15 protein-coding genes and 1 tRNA gene are annotated in these 16210 nt (G+C 74.4%); 10 read left to right on the top strand and 6 right to left on the bottom strand.

Going from position 1 to position 16210, the window contains the following annotated elements; genetic code table 11:
- The first annotated feature begins 4 nt into the window (after nt 1–4).
- Nucleotides 5–1369, top strand: a complete 1365-nt coding sequence (locus tag INN71_RS12370) for an acyl-CoA dehydrogenase family protein (RefSeq protein WP_301800628.1) — start codon at nt 5–7, stop codon at nt 1367–1369.
- Nucleotides 1370–1411: 42 nt separating this feature from the next.
- Nucleotides 1412–2623 carry an acyl-CoA dehydrogenase family protein gene (locus INN71_RS12375; protein ID WP_277499392.1) on the top strand — a complete coding sequence of 404 codons (1212 nt, stop codon included), beginning with the start codon at nt 1412–1414 and terminating at the stop codon, nt 2621–2623.
- Nucleotides 2624–2708: 85 nt separating this feature from the next.
- Here the strand turns inward: INN71_RS12375 and INN71_RS12380 are convergent, their stop codons facing one another.
- A complete protein-coding gene (locus INN71_RS12380) occupies nt 2709–3005 on the bottom strand; it encodes a YiaA/YiaB family inner membrane protein (RefSeq protein WP_277499391.1) in 297 nt (98 codons plus the stop codon).
- Here INN71_RS12380 and INN71_RS12385 point away from each other — a divergent pair.
- The 3 genes from INN71_RS12385 (at nt 3004) to INN71_RS12395 (ending at nt 7013) form a co-directional block, all read left to right on the top strand.
- Nucleotides 3004–3969 (top strand): methyltransferase, encoded by a 966-nt coding sequence (locus tag INN71_RS12385; protein ID WP_301800632.1) that lies wholly within the window; start codon nt 3004–3006, stop codon nt 3967–3969. The two genes, INN71_RS12380 and INN71_RS12385, sit on opposite strands and share 2 nt — an antisense overlap.
- The gene (gene glpK, locus INN71_RS12390; RefSeq protein ID WP_277499389.1) at nt 3966–5504 is read left to right on the top strand and encodes a glycerol kinase GlpK; all 1539 of its coding nucleotides are present in this window, start codon (nt 3966–3968) and stop codon (nt 5502–5504) included. The genes INN71_RS12385 and glpK overlap by 4 nt, the downstream gene beginning before the upstream one ends.
- 72 nt (nt 5505–5576) lie before the next feature.
- Complete coding sequence (locus INN71_RS12395; RefSeq protein WP_277499387.1) at nt 5577–7013, top strand: GuaB1 family IMP dehydrogenase-related protein; 1437 nt, start codon at nt 5577–5579, stop codon at nt 7011–7013.
- Here the strand turns inward: INN71_RS12395 and INN71_RS12400 are convergent.
- Nucleotides 6908–8887: a BCCT family transporter gene (locus INN71_RS12400; protein ID WP_301800635.1), complete on the bottom strand. Its 1980-nt coding sequence runs from the start codon at nt 8885–8887 to the stop codon at nt 6908–6910. The two genes, INN71_RS12395 and INN71_RS12400, sit on opposite strands and share 106 nt — an antisense overlap.
- A 91-nt stretch (nt 8888–8978) precedes the next feature.
- Nucleotides 8979–9575, bottom strand: coding sequence for a LysR family transcriptional regulator substrate-binding protein (locus INN71_RS12405; RefSeq protein WP_301800636.1), 597 nt, complete (start codon nt 9573–9575; stop codon nt 8979–8981).
- Nucleotides 9576–9669: 94 nt separating this feature from the next.
- On the opposite strand from INN71_RS12405, the gene INN71_RS12410 reads away from it, so the two are divergent.
- From INN71_RS12410 to INN71_RS12420, 3 genes are all read left to right on the top strand, one after another.
- The gene (locus INN71_RS12410; protein ID WP_301800638.1) at nt 9670–10350 is read left to right on the top strand and encodes a SatD family protein; all 681 of its coding nucleotides are present in this window, start codon (nt 9670–9672) and stop codon (nt 10348–10350) included.
- A gap of 39 nt (nt 10351–10389) precedes the next feature.
- Nucleotides 10390–10474 (top strand) — tRNA-Leu (locus INN71_RS12415).
- A gap of 116 nt (nt 10475–10590) precedes the next feature.
- A complete protein-coding gene (locus INN71_RS12420) occupies nt 10591–11157 on the top strand; it encodes a hypothetical protein (RefSeq protein ID WP_301800639.1) in 567 nt (188 codons plus the stop codon).
- A 39-nt stretch (nt 11158–11196) separates the two neighbouring features.
- Here the strand turns inward: INN71_RS12420 and INN71_RS12425 are convergent, their stop codons facing one another.
- Nucleotides 11197–11985 carry an inositol monophosphatase gene (locus INN71_RS12425; protein ID WP_301800640.1) on the bottom strand — a complete coding sequence of 263 codons (789 nt, stop codon included), beginning with the start codon at nt 11983–11985 and terminating at the stop codon, nt 11197–11199.
- A gap of 81 nt (nt 11986–12066) precedes the next feature.
- On the opposite strand from INN71_RS12425, the gene INN71_RS12430 reads away from it, so the two are divergent.
- A complete protein-coding gene (locus INN71_RS12430) occupies nt 12067–12834 on the top strand; it encodes an MBL fold metallo-hydrolase (protein WP_301800641.1) in 768 nt (255 codons plus the stop codon).
- Complete coding sequence (locus INN71_RS12435; RefSeq protein WP_301800722.1) at nt 12834–13559, top strand: hemerythrin domain-containing protein; 726 nt, start codon at nt 12834–12836, stop codon at nt 13557–13559. The genes INN71_RS12430 and INN71_RS12435 overlap by 1 nt, the downstream gene beginning before the upstream one ends.
- Nucleotides 13560–13775: 216 nt before the next feature.
- On the opposite strand, the gene INN71_RS12440 is transcribed toward INN71_RS12435, so the two are convergent.
- Together INN71_RS12440 and INN71_RS12445 are read right to left on the bottom strand one after the other, a co-directional pair.
- Nucleotides 13776–14918 carry a putative manganese transporter gene (locus INN71_RS12440; RefSeq protein ID WP_301800642.1) on the bottom strand — a complete coding sequence of 381 codons (1143 nt, stop codon included), beginning with the start codon at nt 14916–14918 and terminating at the stop codon, nt 13776–13778.
- 11 nt (nt 14919–14929) lie between these two features.
- The gene (locus tag INN71_RS12445; RefSeq protein WP_277499377.1) at nt 14930–15847 is read right to left on the bottom strand and encodes a manganese catalase family protein; all 918 of its coding nucleotides are present in this window, start codon (nt 15845–15847) and stop codon (nt 14930–14932) included.
- Between the last annotated feature and the right edge of the window lie 363 nt (nt 15848–16210).

Below are 16210 nucleotides of genomic sequence, written 5' to 3' on the forward strand. Positions count from 1 at the left end.
CCCTATGTCCCTCCCCAACAGCCTCAGGCCGGGCGGCAGGAACGGGCTCGCCCGCAAGGAGTCCCGCGACCCGATCGGGTACGCCGTCGCCGCCCTCAACGTCGTCGCCCAGAGCGACCTCATCGACCGACTCGGGCTGCGCAAGCGCGCCGAGCAGGCCGTCTTCACCTCGACGCGCGGCGGGTTCAGCGCCCTGGGGGCGGCCAGCCGCACGTTCGCCCGACGGGGGAAGAAGGGGGAGCCGGGAGTGCGCGTGCCCGCCGCCACCCCGAAGGGCCTCTTCGACCTCACCCCGACCGAGGACGAGCAGATGCTCGTCGACGTCGTGGGGGAGTTCGCGACCGAGGTCGTCCGCCCGGCGGCCGCCGAGGCCGACGAGGCGTGCCGGGCCCCCGAGGCGCTGCTGAAGGGCAGCCTCGAGATCGGCCTGCCGATCCTCGGCGTGCCCGAGCAGCTCGGCGGTATCTCCGAGGAGCGCTCCGCCATGGCCGCCACGCTGGTGGCCGAGGCGTTGGCGAAGGGCGACATGGGCCTCGCGGTCGCCGCGCTCGCGCCCGGCGCGGTCGCCACCGCGCTCTCGCTGTGGGGCACCGACGCGCAGCAGGCGACGTACCTGCCCGCCTTCACCGGTGACGACGTGCCCGCCGCGGCGCTCGCCCTGGCCGAGCCGGCCGTGCTCTTCGACGTGCTGCGCCCCTCGACCACCGCGGTGCGCGACGGCGACGGGTTCGTGCTGACGGGCACGAAGTCGGCCGTGCCCCGCGGCGACGACGCCGAGCTCTTCGTGATCGGTGCCGCGCTCGACGGGAAGCCCGCGCTGTTCCTCGTGGAGTCGAGCACCACCGGCCTCCGTGTCGAGGCGGACCCCTCGATGGGCGTGCGGGCGGCGACCCTCTCGCAGCTCCACCTCGACGAGGTCCGCGTGCCGGCCGACGCGCTGCTCGGCGCCGCGGACGGTACGACGTACACCGAGGCCGTGCGGCTGTCCCGGCTCGCCTGGTGCGCGCTCGCGATCGGTACGGCCCAGGCGGTGCTCGACTACGTGACGCCGTACGTGAAGGAGCGGGAGGCGTTCGGCGAGCCGATCGCCCACCGGCAGTCGGTGGCCTTCATGGTCGCCAACATCGCCATCGAGCTGCAGTCGATGCGCCTCGTGACCTACAAGGCGGCCTCGCGAGCGGCGCAGGGCGAGGACTTCACCCGCGAGGTCGCGCTGGCCCGCAACCTGTGCGCTGCGAAGGGCATGCAGATCGGCCTCGACGGCGTGCAGCTGCTCGGCGGCCACGGCTTCGTCAAGGAGCACCCGGTGGAGCGGTGGTACCGCGACCTGCGGGCGCTCGGCGTCATGGAGGGAGGGGTCCTGGTCTGAGTCGTCCCGTCCCGACGGAACCGCCCCCCCAGGAGAGAAGCCATGATCAACCTCGAGACCCCCAAGAAGCACCGCGCCCTCATCGACCAGGCCCACCAGGTCGCGATGAACATGTTGCGCCCCATCTCCCGCAAGTACGACCGCGCCGAGCACTCCTACCCCAAGGAGCTCGACATGCTGGCCGCGATGATCGACGGGCTGTCCGAGTCCGGCGCCTCCGAGGGCGCGGGCGCCACCGGCGTGCGCCGCGACGAGAAGAAGGACGACGGCAGCGTCAAGAACGGCTCCAACCTCGCCTCCGTCATGTCCGTGGCCGAGATGTGCTGGGGCGACGTCGGCCTCCTGCTGTCGATGCCGCGCCAGGGCCTGGGCAACTCGGCCATCGCGTCGGTCGCGAACGACGAGCAGCTCGAGCGCTTCAAGGGCACGTGGGCCGCCATGGCGATCACCGAGCCGGGCGTCGGCTCCGACTCGGCGAACATCACGACCACCGCCACCCTCGACGGCGACCACTACGTCATCAACGGCGAGAAGATCTACGTCACCTCGGGGGAGCGCGCCGACTCGGTCGTCGTGTGGGCCACGCTCGACCGGTCGCTGGGCCGCGCCGCCATCAAGTCGTTCGTCGTCGAGAAGGGCACGCCCGGCATGCGGGTGGAGCGGCTCGAGCACAAGCTCGGCATCCGTGCCTCCGACACGGCGGTCATCATCTTCGAGGACTGCCGCGTGCCCGCCGAGAACCTCCTCGGCTCGCCCGAGGTGGACGTCAAGCAGGGCTTCGCCGGCGCGATGGCGACCTTCGACAACACCCGGCCGCTCGTCGCCGCCATGGCCGTGGGCTGCGCCCGCGCGTCGCTCGACCTCACCCGCGACCTGCTCGCGCAGGCCGGCGTGGAGGTCGACTACGACCGCCCCGGCGTCCTGCAGTCCGCGGCCGCGGCCCGTTTCCTGCAGCTGGAGGCGGACTGGGAGGCGGCCCAGCTGCTGACCATGCAGGCCGCGTGGATGGCCGACAACCGCAAGCCCAACTCGCTCGAGGCGTCGATGGCGAAGGCCAAGGCCGGACGCGTGGGCTCCGACGTGACGCTCGGCTGCGTCGAGCTGTGCGGCACGCTCGGCTACAGCGAGAACGAGCTGCTCGAGAAGTGGGCGCGGGACTCGAAGATCCTCGACATCTTCGAGGGCACCCAGCAGATCCAGCAGCTCATCGTGGCCCGGCGCCTGCTGGGGCTCACCAGCACGCAGCTGCGCTGAGGACGGCGCCGCCGTCGCGTGGGACGGCCCCCGGCACCGAGTGGTGCCGGGGGCCGTGCTGCGTCGGGAGGGGTACGGCGGTGCGTCAGGCGACCGCGCGGAAGGGGTCGTGCTCGGCGAGGATGCGCTCGATGCGGGCCTGGTCGATGCGGCTGACGACCGACGAGCTCTCCTGGGCGTCGCGCACGCACTTGGCGAGCGTGAACGACGACGTGACGAGGAAGAGGCTGCCGAGCGCCAGGAAGGCGCGGATCCAGGGGTCGACGGGCACGTAGATGATCGCGACGATCATCGTGGTCAGCGCGACGGCGAAGGCGATACCGGCCTGCGCGTAGAAGGCGCTCGTGTTCTTGGCGGGCTGCTCGGGCAAGGAGGAGGTCATGCGGAACAGCCTCGTGGGGGGCGGGGGACCGGCGCACCCGTCGCCGTACTCAGGTGGGCCTGAGTCGATGGGCGCGCCGGCGCTGGTCGCGCGCCTCCGGGCCGCCGGCTGCGTGTACCCCGAGGACGAGGCGGCCGCGCTCCTGGCGGCCGCCGCCGGGCCCGGTCGTGGGGCGCCGTGGCTGGAGCACGTGGTGGCGCGCCGGGTCGCCGGTGCGCCGCTGGAGCACCTGCTCGAGGAGGTCGAGCTGGCGGGGGAGCGGATGGCCGTCGCCGCCGGGGTGTTCGTCCCCCGGGCGCGCACCCGGGTGCTCGTCGACGTCGCCCGTGCTCGGCTGCCGCTCGGCGGCGTGCTGCTCGAGCTGTGCTGCGGCGCGGCGCCCGTCGCCACCCTCGTCGGTCGCGCCCGCCCCGACGTCACCGTGCTCGCCGCCGACGTCGACACGGCGGCCGTCGCAGTCGCGCGCCGCAACCTCGCGGGGATCGTCGGTCTCGCCGGCCCCGCCGAGGCCCACGCCGGGGACCTGTACGACGCGCTGCCGCCCCGCTGGCGCGGCCGGGTCGACGTGCTGGTGGCGAACGCGCCGTACGTGCCGAGCGCGGCCGTGGCGACGATGCCGCGGGAGGCCCGCGAGCACGAGCCCCGCGTCGCCCTCGACGGCGGGCCGGACGGCACAGCGGTGCAGCAGCGCGTGGTCGCGGGGGCCGCGGCGTGGCTGCGCCCGGGCGGGTTCCTGGCGGTCGAGACGTCCCGGGCCGGAGTGCCCGCGCTCGCCGCCCGCTTCCGCGCGCACGGCCTCGTGCCCGAGGTCCACGTCGACGACGACGTGGACGGGACCGCCGTCGTGGGGCGCCTCGCCGGGGCCCGCGCCGGTCAGTACGGTGACGGGGCGTCGTCCGACCCCGCACCACCCGGGCGGGGACGTGACCACGGTGGACCCGAGCGCAGGGGAGGACACGCATGACGACGGACCGGGAGGGCTCGGGGCGCTACGTCGGCGCGATCGACCAGGGCACGACCAGCACGCGCTTCATGATCTTCGACCACGACGGCGTCGAGGTCGCGCGCCACCAGCTCGAGCACCAGCAGCTGCTGCCGCGTGCCGGCTGGGTCGAGCACAACCCCGTCGAGATCTGGGAGCGGACCAGCGCGGTCGTGCAGACCGCGCTCGGCAAGGCCCGGCTGTGCGCCGACGACCTCGTCGCCCTCGGCATCACGAACCAGCGGGAGACCACCGTGGTGTGGGACCGCCGTACGGGCCGGCCGCTGCACAACGCGATCGTGTGGCAGGACACCCGCACCGACCGGATCGCCACCGCGCTCGACCGCGACGGACGCGGCGACGTGATCCGGCACCGCGCGGGGCTGCCGCCCGCGACGTACTTCGCCGGCGGCAAGATCCAGTGGATCCTCGAGAACGTCGACGGTGTCCGCGCCGCGGCCGAGCGGGGCGACGCGCTCTTCGGCACCACCGACACGTGGCTGCTGTGGAACCTCACGGGTGGGCGCGACGGCGGGGTGCACGTCACCGACGTGACGAACGCCAGCCGCACCATGCTGATGGACCTCGAGACCCTGGACTGGGACGACGAGCTGCTCGGCTTCTTCGACATCCCGCGGGCGATGCTGCCCGAGATCCGGCCCTCGTCGGTCGCCGACGGGTACGGCGTCACGCGCGCGAGCGGGCCCTTCGCGGGCGAGGTGCCCATCACCGGCATCCTCGGCGACCAGCAGGCCGCCACGGTCGGGCAGGTGTGCTTCGCGCCCGGCGAGGCCAAGAACACCTACGGCACGGGCAACTTCATGCTGCTCAACACCGGCACCGAGATCGTGCGGTCGAAGGCCGGCCTCGTCACCACCCCGGCGTACCAGCTCGGCGACGCCCCGTGCGTCTACGCCCTCGAGGGCTCGATCGCGGTGACCGGCTCGGCGGTGCAGTGGCTGCGCGACCAGCTCGGGATCATCTCGGGCGCGGCCCAGTCGGAGTCGCTGGCCCGCCAGGTCGAGGACAACGGCGGGGTCTACTTCGTGCCGGCCTTCTCCGGCCTGTTCGCGCCGCACTGGCGCAGCGACGCGCGCGGCGCCATCGTCGGGCTGTCCCGCTACAACACGAACGCGCACCTGGCGCGCGCCACCCTCGAGGCGATCTGCTACCAGAGCCGCGACGTCGTCGACGCCATGGAGGCCGACTCCGGGGTGCGCCTCGAGGTGCTCAAGGTCGACGGCGGCGTCACCGCCAACGAGCTGTGCATGCAGATCCAGGCCGACGTTCTCGGCGTGCCCGTCAGCCGGCCCGTGGTCGCCGAGACCACGGCGCTGGGCGCGGCGTACGCCGCCGGCCTCGCGGTCGGCTTCTGGCGCGACACCGACGAGCTGCGGGAGAACTGGCACGAGGCGCAGCGCTGGCAGCCGACGTGGAGCGAGGAGCAGCGCGAGGACGGGCACCGCGGCTGGCGCAAGGCCGTCGAGCGGACGCTGGGCTGGGTGGACGTCGACTGACAGGCCCCCGGGAGGGTCGTTCGGGCCCTCGGAATCGAGATCGGTGGGTGCCCTGACGTAGCGTGGACCCACGTGCGTTTCCTCCACGACCGGGCCCCGGCCCACGACCTCACCTACGACGACGTCTTCATGGTGCCGCGGCACTCGACGGTGACGAGCCGGTACGACGTCGACCTGGCCACCACGGACGGCACGGGCGCGACCCTGCCGATCGTCGTGGCGAACATGACGGCCGTCGCCGGCCGCCGCATGGCCGAGACGGTCGCCCGCCGCGGGGGCATCACGGTGCTCCCGCAGGACATCCCCACCGACGTGGTGCGCGACGTCGTCGCCGACGTGAAGTCGCGCCACCTGGTCTTCGACACGGCCATCGAGCTGCGGGGCGACCAGACGGTGGGCGAGGCGCTGGCCCTCATCCCCAAGCGCTCCCACCGCGCGGCGGTCGTCGTCGAGGACGGCCGGCCCGTCGGGGTCGTGACCACCGACGACTGCGTCGACGTCGACCGGTTCACCCAGGTGCGCGACGTGATGTCGTCGTCGCTGGTGACCGTGCCGGCCGACGCGGACCCGCGGGAGGCCTTCGACGTGCTCGACCGGGCCCGCGTGCGGATGGCCCCCGCCGTCGACGCCGACGGTCGGCTCATCGGCGTGCTCACCCGGGTGGGCGCCCTGCGCGCCACGCTCTACACGCCCGCCACCGACGACGCCGGGCGGCTGCGGGTCGCGGCGGCCGTGGGCGTCAACGGTGACGTCGCCGGCAAGGCGGCGGCGCTCCTCGACGCCGGGGTCGACACCCTCGTCGTCGACACCGCGCACGGCGACCAGGGCCGCATGGTCGAGGCGCTCAAGGCGGTCCGGGCGCTCGACCCGGGCGTGCCGGTCGCGGCCGGCAACATCGTGTCCGCCGAGGGCACCCGCGAGCTCCTCGCCGCCGGTGCGGACATCGTCAAGGTCGGCGTCGGCCCCGGCGCCATGTGCACCACGAGGATGATGACCGGCGTCGGCCGGCCGCAGTTCTCCGCCGTGCTCGAGTGCGCCGAGGCGGCGCGCGCCGAGGGCGGTCACGTGTGGGCCGACGGCGGCGTGCGGCACCCCCGCGACGTCGCGCTCGCCCTCGCGGCCGGGGCGTCGTCGGTCATGGTCGGCTCCTGGTTCGCCGGCACCCACGAGTCGCCGGGCGACCTCCAGCTCGACGCCGACGGCCGGGCCTACAAGGTGTCGTTCGGCATGGCGTCCGCCCGCGCGGTGGCGCACCGCACCGCCACGGAGTCGGCGTACGACCGCGCCCGCAAGGGCCTCTACGAGGAGGGCATCTCCTCGTCCCGCATGTACGTCGACCCGCAGCGCCCCGGGGTCGAGGACCTCGTCGACCAGATCTGCGCCGGCGTGCGCTCGGCGTGCACCTACGCCGGTGCCCGCTCGATCGCCGAGCTGCACGAGCGCGCCGTCGTCGGCGTGCAGTCGGCGGCCGGCTTCCAGGAGGGACGCCCGCTGCCCGCCGGCTGGTGACGACACGGGTACGGCGTGCGGTCGACCGGGGGAGCGCCGGCGATCCCGGTGCTGCCCGGGGCGGCCGTGACCGCGTCGGGCTCGGCCGTGACGCTCGCGGGGTGGCCGTTGGCCATGTAGTCGCCCAGACCCTCGCCGGGCTCGGTGCCCTCGTAGGAGAGCACGAAGTCGTCGCCGTGCTCGGTGACGCCGGCGAGGACGGCCTGCTCGACGGCCTGCGCGGCGTACTGGCGGCGCACCACGACGGGGTCGGTGCGCAGGTCCTTCACCAGGGCGAAGCACAGGCCGATCATCACCAGCACGAACGGCACCGAGGCCGCGATGGTGATGTTCTGCAGGCCCTGCAGGGCGTCGGAGCCACCGACGAGCAGCATCACGGCGGCGACCGCGCCGGTCGAGCAGCCCCAGAACACGACGGTCCAGCGTCGCGGCTCGCTGGCGCCGCGCTCGGAGAGCTGGCCCATGACGATGGAGGCGGCGTCGGCGCCGGAGATGAAGAAGATGCCGACGAGCACCATGACGACGAAGCCCGTGAGCCACGCCAGCGGGTAGGCGTCGAGGACGGTGAAGAGCTGGTCCTCCAGGCCGGCGGCGCCGGCGATGTCGCGGCCCATCTCCTGCAGGTGGATCGCCGCGCCGCCGAAGATCGCGAACCACACCAGGCTCACGGCGGTGGGGACGAGCAGCACACCGGCGACGAACTGGCGGATGGTGCGTCCGCGCGAGATGCGCGCGATGAAGAGGCCGACGAAGGGCGTCCAGGACAGCCACCACGCCCAGTAGAAGATCGTCCAGCCCGAGAGCCAGGACGCGGCGGTCGAGCCGTCTGAGGCCGTCTCGGTGTCGGAGGGCACGCGGCCAGCCATCTCGGCGAGGTCCCCGCCGTACGACGCGAGGGCGCTGGGGACCATGTCGAGGATGAAGACCGTGGGGCCGACGACGAAGACGAACAGCGCGAGGGCGAGCGCCAGCACCATGTTGATGTTCGAGAGCCACTGGATGCCGCGGGCGACGCCCGAGACGGCCGAGACGACGAACGCGGCGGTCAGGCCGGCGATGATCGCGACGAGCACGACGTTGCCGACCTCGCCGACGCCGGCCACGATCTCCAGGCCGCTGCTGATCTGCAGGGCGCCGAGGCCGAGGGAGGCGGCGGAGCCGAAGAGGGTGGCGAAGATCGCGAGGATGTCGATGACCTTGCCGATCGGCCCGTGGGCGCGGCGGCCGAGGATCGCCTCGAAGGCGGCGCTGACGAGCTGCACGCGGCCCTTGCGGTAGACGCCGTACGCGACCGCGAGGCCGAGGACGGCGTAGATGGCCCAGGGGTGCAGGCCCCAGTGGAAGAGGGTGGTGGCGAGGGCCGTCTTCTGGTCGCCGGCCTCACCGGTGCCGGGCGGCCCGGTGGTGAAGTGGGAGACGGGCTCGCTGACGCCGTAGAACATCAGGCCGATGCCCATGCCGGCGCTGAACATCATGGCGATCCACGAGACGGTGCGGAACTCCGGCTCCTCGTCGTCGCGACCCAGCGGGATGGAGCCGTAACGGCTCAGCGCCAGCCACAGGACGAACACGACGAAGCCCGACGAGGCGAGCACGAAGAGCCAGCCGAGGTGCTCGACGATCCAGGTGAGGGCCTGCGACGAGGCACTCGAGAGCGAGTCGGTGCCGAGGAACCCCCAGAGGAGGAAGGCGACCGCGAAGACCGCGGTGACGCCGAACACCCACGGGTCGAGCGCGGCGGTCGCGGGTCGGCGCTCCACGGGCGGGGAGACGTCGAGCGCGGGGTGGGCACCCGTCTCGGTGGACGGCTCCGCGGTCGGCTCGTGCTGCTCCTCCGCGTCGTCGGCAGGGGACTTCGGGTCGAGAACGGTCACGCGTTCCTCTCGGGCTCACGGTGCGACGACCCGTTGCTCGGGCCGCTGCCGGACCTCGCGACACTGCCTCAGATCGTTGCGGCGTGCAACTTCATCCCCGGCTGCTGCGTGCCGTGCGGCCCTTCGTGATGCCGACCATCTCCTGGGTGCGGTCGTCGTCGCGCTCGACGCGCCAGGCGAGGGCGACGGTGGTCGGGGGCAGGTCCGTCACGGGGCGGTGGACGACGTCCTTGCGGTGGTGCAGCCGGGCGAGCGCCAGGGGGAGCACCGCCACCCCCGAACCGCTGGCCGCGACCTCGACCGCCTCGCGGTCGCTCATCGCCGGCCAGGGCAGGCGCTCCACGCGGGCGACCTCGCTCCAGCCGGGCACCCGGGCGGGGTCGGTGACGAGCTGCTCGTCGGCGAGGTCGGCGAGCTCGACCTCCTCCACCGCGCCGACGACGTGGTCGAGACCCGCGACGACGACCTGCTGCTCGTCGTACAGGCGCACGACGTGGAGCCCGTCGGTGGCGACGGGCAGGCGGACGAGGCACATGTCGACCTCGTCGTCGCGCAGCACCTGCTCCTGGTCGCTCGCGGACACCGGCACCAGCTCGAGGCGCTCGCGGGGGTGGCGCTCGCGCCAGCGGGCGGCCCACTTGTCGGGGGTGGCGCCGTCGACGAAGCCGAGGCGGAAGGTCGTGGTCACGGGGCCAGCACATCACGCGCGACCTCGCAGGGCCGCACGGCGGACTTAAGCGTATGCCTTCATTCTCGCGAAGTTAAGGAATATGCTTAACCCCATGGTCGTCTACGCCGTCATCGGCGACATCGTGGGCTCGCGCCGGGCCGCCTCCCGCGCCGCGGTGCAGGACGCCCTCGGGCCCGCCCTCGCCCGCGTCGACGCCGTCGTGCCGTCCCTCGACGGGCTCCTGCCCACGGTGGGCGACGAGTTCCAGGGCGTCTACGCGACCCTGGAGGACGCCGTCTCCGCCACCCTCCTCGCGCGCCTGCACCTGCTGCCGCACGCCGACACACGGTACGGCGTGGGGGCCGGCGAGCGCGAGGTCCTCGACGCCACGCGCACCCCGCCGGTGCAGGACGGCTCGGCCTGGTGGACGGCCCGCGCCGCCATCGACGAGCTGGGCCGCCCGTCCGCCCGGGCCCGCCGCGGCTGGTACGACGCCACCCACGCCCCGGGGGGACCCGGCGGGGCCGGCCTCGTCAACGCCTACCTCCTGTGCCGCGACGCCCTCGTCGACCGGCTGGGGGAGCGCGGGCAGCGCATCCTGGCGGCCTCGCTCGCCGGCGCGAGCCAGCGCGAGATCGCGGCGGCCGAGGGCATCTCGGAGCCGGCGGTCTCCCAGCACCTGCGGCGCGGCGTCGGCGCGGTGCGCGACGCCCACGCCGAGCTGCGGCGGTTCGCCGCCGCGACCGGCGCCGCCCACGCCGACGGGACGGGTGGACGCCCGACCCCGATGTGAGGATCGGGCGAAGATCCTGCTAACGTCTCCTCCGCACTCGTCCGGGTGGCGGAATTGGCAGACGCGCTAGCTTGAGGTGCTAGTGCCCTTATTGGGCATGGGGGTTCAAGTCCCCCCTCGGACACCGGAACCGGCCTCGGATCTCCTCGGAGATCCGGGGCCGGTCGCATTCTCGGGGGCGCGTTCCCGGGGACTGCACTTCTGGAGCGCGGCCGCCCGCGCTCTGGTACGACGTGGGGTGTGAGCGACCACGAGCCTGAGCAGGCCCTCCACGTCAGCCCGTCCGCGCGGGGGCAGCTCCCGGTGGTGGCAGCCCTCGTCGCGGTCTGGTGCTTCTACCCCGTGCTCGGCCTCACCGGTGTCATCGGCCCCTGGCTCGTCGTGATCGGCATGGTGGTGTTCGGGTGGGTGGTGCTCCTGGGGGTGCGGTCCGTGCTGCGCACCCGCCGGTCGTCGTGGGAGCTCCGTCTCGACCACGACGGGGTGACGGTGCGGGACCACCCGACGGTGCCGTGGTCCGGCCTGCGGCAGGTGCGGGTCACCGGGCTCCGCCCCCGGTGGATGTTCTGGGCGTCGTTCGGCTACCGGGTCGTCGCATTCGTCGGACGGCCGGGGATCGACCTGCCGTCGCTCCCGTCGTCGCGGCTCACGGGCCCGGTGACCGTGGCGGGCACGCTCGGTGTCCGGCTGCGGCAGTGCTGGTACGGCACGCAGCTGCTCGTCATGCCCTACGCCGTGGACGCCTCCGCCGCCACCATCGCCGACGCGGTGCAACGGTTCAGCGACGTCCCCGTGCGCCGCGGCTGAGCGGCGCCCGCGGCCGGGGCCCAGCCGGGCCCCGGATCCTCAGCGCCGCGGCAGCGGGAGCGCGCCGGCCAGGCCCCGGACGAGCGCGAGCACCTCGGCGTCGGCCGCGGCGACCAGCCCGAACGGCGGGTCCTGCTGGGGGCGGTACGCCGTACCGTCGAAGTGGCCCACCGCGCCGCCGGCCTCGGTCAGCAGCAGGGAGCCGGGGGCGTGGTCCCACGGCTTGGTCGAGCCGAACACGGCGTAGTCGGCGGCACCCTCGACCAGCTTCGGGTAGTCGACGCCGCAGCACACCCAGGTCAGCTCGAGGGCGCGGAGCGTGCCGAGCGCGCGCCCGACCCAGGAGCGGCGACCGGTCACGCCGTGCAGGTCCGCCGCCACGGGCGGTCGCTGCAGCCGCTCGCCGTCGCGCCAGGCCCCGGCGCCGCGCTCCGCGACGTACGCCGCCTCGTGCTGCGGCTGCCAGATCCAGCTGCGGACGACCTCGCCCGCCCGCAGCTCCGCGACCATCACGGCGTGGTCGGGGGAGCCGTGCACGAAGTTCCGCGTCCCGTCCACGGGGTCGAGGGTGAAGGCGTGGTCGGCGGTGCGGAACGCGTCCAGCAGGCCCGCGTCGTCGGCGACGGCCTCCTCGCCCAGCACGAGGGCGGACGGGTAGGCCCGGCGCAGGGCCTCGCCGATGCGCGCCTCGGCCTCGCGGTCGGCGGCGGTCACGAGGTCACCGGGGCCCTTCTCGCCCACCTCGTCGTCGGTCAGGTGACCGAACCGTGGCGTCACCACCTCGGCGGCGACCTCCTGGATGAGCCTGAGCACGTCGTCGGTGTCCACGGGAGGCAACGTAGCGCCCGCCCCCGGGCCGGCGGCCCGCAGAGCGACGTATCCCACCCGGGGGCCCGGGTACCAGACGGCATGGCCCATCCCCTCCGCCCGTCCGTCGTGATCGAGCAGGTCGCGCCGGGGCTGCACCGCCTCGGTCACGGTCCCGTCAACCTGTACGTCGTCCAGGACGGTGACCGCGTCGGCCTCGTCGACGCGGGCCTCCCCGCCACGCGGCCGGCCGTCGTCGAGCTGCTCGATCGGCTCGGTCACGCGCCGGGCGACGTCGAGGCGATCGCCGTCACCCACGCCCACTTCGACCACCTCGGGTTCGCCCGCTGGATGCAGGAGGAGCACGGCGTCCCCGTGCTCGTGCACCCCGACGACGGCCACCTCGCGGCCCACCCCTACAGCTACCGCCCGCGGCACAACCGGTTCGCGTTCGCGGGCCGCCACCCCGGCGGGTGGCCCCACCTGGCGGCCATGACGTCCCTGGGGGCGTTGCGCGTGCGGCCACCGCTGCGCACCACGCCGATGCTGCCGGGCGCGCTGGCCTCGTTCCCCCAGGGCCCCCGCGTCATCGCGACGCCGGGCCACACCGACGGCCACACGGTGCTGCACTTCCCGGGGGCCTCGGCGGTGGTGACCGGCGACGCGCTCGTCACCCTCGACCCCTACACCGGACGACGCGGCCCGCGCGTGGTCGCGTCGGGGGCCACGAAGGACCCGGAGGTGGCGGTCCGCTCGCTCGAGGCCATCGCAGCCACGGGCGCCGAGGTGGTGCTGCCGGGCCACGGCCTGCCCTGGTACGACGGAGCCGCGGCCGCCGCCGACCGCGCGGCCGAGGCGGGGGTGGCGTGATGGCCCGCTCGATCGCCGACCAGACGGACGCCGAGCTGGGCGGCACCTGGAGCATCCTCGTCCGCCAGAAGCGGGACCACGTCCACCTCGACCGGCTGCTGCACCAGCTGGGTGAGACCAGGCCCAGCAGCACCGAGCGGCGCGACGTGCTCCACCGGGTCGCCCGGCTCGTCTTCCCGCACGCCTTCGCGGAGGAGTCCGTCGTCTGGCCCGCCGCCCGTCGCGTGCTGCCCGACGGGGAGGCGCTGACGCTGCAGGTGGAGCAGGAGCACCAGGAGGTCAACGAGCTCTGGACCGAGCTCGAGTCCGACGGTCTCCCGCTCGAGCGGCACCAGGCCCTCGTCGACCGTCTCGTCGAGGTGCTCCGCGAGGACGTCCGCGACGAGGAGGACGCGTTGCTGCCGCGCCTGCAGGACGCGCTGTCGACCGCCCGCCTGCGCGCCCTCGGGGTGGCCTGGGAGGCGGTGCGGCGCACCGCCCCGACCCGTCCGCACCCGCTGGTGGCCCGGCGCCCGCCGGGCAACGCCCTCGCGGCGCTGCCGCTGACGGTCATCGACCGCAGCCGCGACCTGCTGGACGTCGGGGCCCGGCACGGGTCAGCCGCGATGGCCCCCGCGCTGCACCGGGGCAGCACCGCCCTGGCCGGCGTCGCCGGCCGCGTGGAGCAGGCCGGCGTGCTGCGGCACGGCGACCGCCCCAGCACCCACCGGGGCCGCGATCGCTGAGGCGGTCGCGACCACCACCGACCGGACCGACAGGCCCGGAGCCACCGCGGCGCGCGCCCACCGGCGCGCGCCGCGGCGCGCGGCGAGGAAGACGGCACCCAGCACGGCCAGGTAGAGCGTGGCCAGCGCCGGGGCGGCCGGGGTCGAGGCGAGCTGGGACAGCAGGGCGACGGTCATGGCGGCCTCCGGAGTCGGTGGGCGGGTCAGGTGGGCGGGTCAGGTGAGCAGGAGCAGCAGGGTGCCGACGAGCAGCGCCGGCACGGTGGTCACCGCCGCGGCGACGACGGCCGAGCGGGGCTGCAGGGCGAGCATGGGGATGAGCGCGTCGCCGTCCTGGCTGAGGGCGTTGGCGACGAAGGTCGAGACGGGCATGCCGCCGGCGGCGAACAACCCGCAGAACACGATCTGGAGCGCGCAGCCGGGCACCAGCCCGACGAGCGCGGCCACCAGCACGCCGACGAACCCGACGAGCGGCAGGTCGGCGGGGGAGAAGCCGGTGGTGGCGGAGAGCAGGGACCAGCCGACGAACGCGAGCGCCACCCAGCTGGTGACCACCGCGACGTCGTGCGCGCCGGCCCGCAGCACGCCGGCCATGTCGCTGGGGTCCGCGGGGCACTGCTTCCCACGGCCTGCGAGCAGGTAGCAGAGCGCGGCCAGGGTGCCGGCGCACCCGACGACCAGCGACGGGTCGACTCCGCCGAGGGCGGGACCGAGCGCCGCGGGGTCGAGCAGCCGGAACGTGGCGGGAATGCTGAGCGCTGCGCCCACCACCAGCAGCAGCCACAAGACCGCCACGGGCGCCCGGGAGGCGTCGGCGAGGGAGACGGCGGGGACCGCCGTACCCGGCACGGGGCCCGGGAGCGGACCCGGCCGGCCCGTCGGAGCTGCCGGGCCGGTCGGGGGAGCGACGGCGGCGGCGCCGACGAGCACGGGTACGCCGGGTGCGGCCGCCCGGGGGGCGTCGGCCCGGGGGTCGAGGCCGAGAGCGTCGACGACGTACCCGGTCACCGCCCCGACCACGAGCATCAGCGCCTTGATCTGCACCATCAGCAGGGGGTCGGCCGCGAGGAGGACCCAGGAGGCGTCCCCCATCGTGGCGACGAGGGCGGCGACCGCGGTGCCGTAGGACACCGCGCCGCGGCCGTGGAGGCTGACCACCAGGATCGCGCCGCCGCAGCCCGGGGGCATGGTGAGGGCGGCCCCCGCCAGTGGGGCCAGCCGGCGGCGACGACGCAGGACGTCGTCGATCCGGTGGCCCCACCGCAGGCGCGCCCAGCCGAAGGGGGCGACCAGGAGGGCGACGAAGACGCCGACCCCGAGGAACGCGTCCGCCATCGGGCGCCAGAGGAGCTCGGTCATGGGTGGTCAGCTCACTCGCCGGTGAGCTTCTCCTTCGCCTTGTGCAGGAGGTTCTCGGCACCCTGCGCGTAGGCGCCGGCCGCGTTGCCCGGCTTGCCGGGGCCCTTGCTCCCGTCGTACGTCGCGAAGAGCAGCGGGTCGGGGGCGGGCACCTCCTGGATGTCGTCCCCGAGCGGGCGGCCCTCCTCGAAGGCGATCGTGTGACCCCCGATGATCGTCGTGCCCTGCGCCCAGCGGCCCTCGTGGGCGGTGCTGCCCTCGTGGAAGCTGTAGAACGTGCGTCCGGGCTCCGTCTTCTCCTCGGCGGCGAGGGAGTCCTCGATGCCGTCGGTGAAGCCGTCCTCGATGAGCTGCTCGATGCCGAGCAGCCACTGCTGCTGGTGGAACGTGTCGCGGGCCAGGTTGAACTGCAGCGTCTCCTTGACCCCCGGGTCGTCCGTCATCTGGTAGACGCGGGCGGTCTGCAGCCGGCTCTGCGCCTCGGCCGCGACGTTGCTGCGGAAGTCGGTGAGCAGGCTGCCGCTGGCCACGATGTAGCCGCCGTTCCACGGCACGCCCTGGCTGTTGGTGGGGGTCGCGGCGCCGCCGGTGACGATGGCGTGCTGCACGTTCTGGCCCCCGAGGACCGCGGCGAGCGCCGGGTTGGCGGCGGCGGCCTCGGCCTGGGTCTCGGACGGGGCGCCCTCGAGGAGGCGGGCCATCATCGTCACGAGCATCTCGACGTGGCCGATCTCCTCCGTCCCGATGTCCATGATCATGTCCTTGTACTTGCCGGGCATCCGGCAGTTCCAGCCCTGCCAGAGGTACTGCATCATCACGGTCATCTCGCCGAACTGACCGCCGACGAGCTCCTGCAGCTTCGCTGCGAAGAGGGCGTCGGGGCGCTCCGGCTTGACGTCGAACTGGAGCTCCTTGCTGTGGCGGAACACGGTGTCTCCTCTCGGCGGCGGCGACGGTCGCTGCCTCCCGACGACGACACTCACAGCCGGCCGTGACGCCGGCGTGGGCGCGACCGTGCGCGGTCGCGTCGAACTCCCGTCGTCACCCCGTGGCCCTACTCGTGGCCCTACTCGTGGCCCTACTCGTGGCCCGTCTCGTAGCGCGTCTCGTGGCCCGCCCCGTGTCGCGCCCGCGCCGCCCCCGTGGCCCGTCGCGTCCGTGGTCCGTCGACCCGGCGTGGGGGCCGGCGCGACCCGGGCGTCACCCCCGCGTCACCGGGGCGTCACGACGGCCGCGAGGGCCCGCCGTACCGGGCAGCAGGGGACCCGCATGAAGGCGACCGGCGCGGGCAC

The organism is Nocardioides sp. ChNu-153 (assembly GCF_030466625.1).
In the GTDB taxonomy this organism is placed as follows: Bacteria; Actinomycetota; Actinomycetes; order Propionibacteriales; family Nocardioidaceae; genus Nocardioides.

Bases quoted from the DNA above. Each gene is read 5' to 3' on its own strand.
- INN71_RS12370 (WP_301800628.1), top strand. From the start codon at position 5: ATGTCCCTCCCCAACAGCCTCAGGCCGGGCGGCAGGAACGGGCTCGCC.
- INN71_RS12375 (WP_277499392.1), top strand. From the start codon at position 1,412: ATGATCAACCTCGAGACCCCCAAGAAGCACCGCGCCCTCATCGACCAG.
- INN71_RS12385 (WP_301800632.1), top strand. From the start codon at position 3,004: ATGCGGAACAGCCTCGTGGGGGGCGGGGGACCGGCGCACCCGTCGCCG.
- INN71_RS12380 (WP_277499391.1), bottom strand. From the start codon at position 3,005: ATGACCTCCTCCTTGCCCGAGCAGCCCGCCAAGAACACGAGCGCCTTC.
- glpK (WP_277499389.1), top strand. From the start codon at position 3,966: ATGACGACGGACCGGGAGGGCTCGGGGCGCTACGTCGGCGCGATCGAC.
- INN71_RS12410 (WP_301800638.1), top strand. From the start codon at position 9,670: ATGGTCGTCTACGCCGTCATCGGCGACATCGTGGGCTCGCGCCGGGCC.
- INN71_RS12430 (WP_301800641.1), top strand. From the start codon at position 12,067: ATGGCCCATCCCCTCCGCCCGTCCGTCGTGATCGAGCAGGTCGCGCCG.
- INN71_RS12435 (WP_301800722.1), top strand. From the start codon at position 12,834: ATGGCCCGCTCGATCGCCGACCAGACGGACGCCGAGCTGGGCGGCACC.
- INN71_RS12440 (WP_301800642.1), bottom strand. From the start codon at position 14,918: ATGACCGAGCTCCTCTGGCGCCCGATGGCGGACGCGTTCCTCGGGGTC.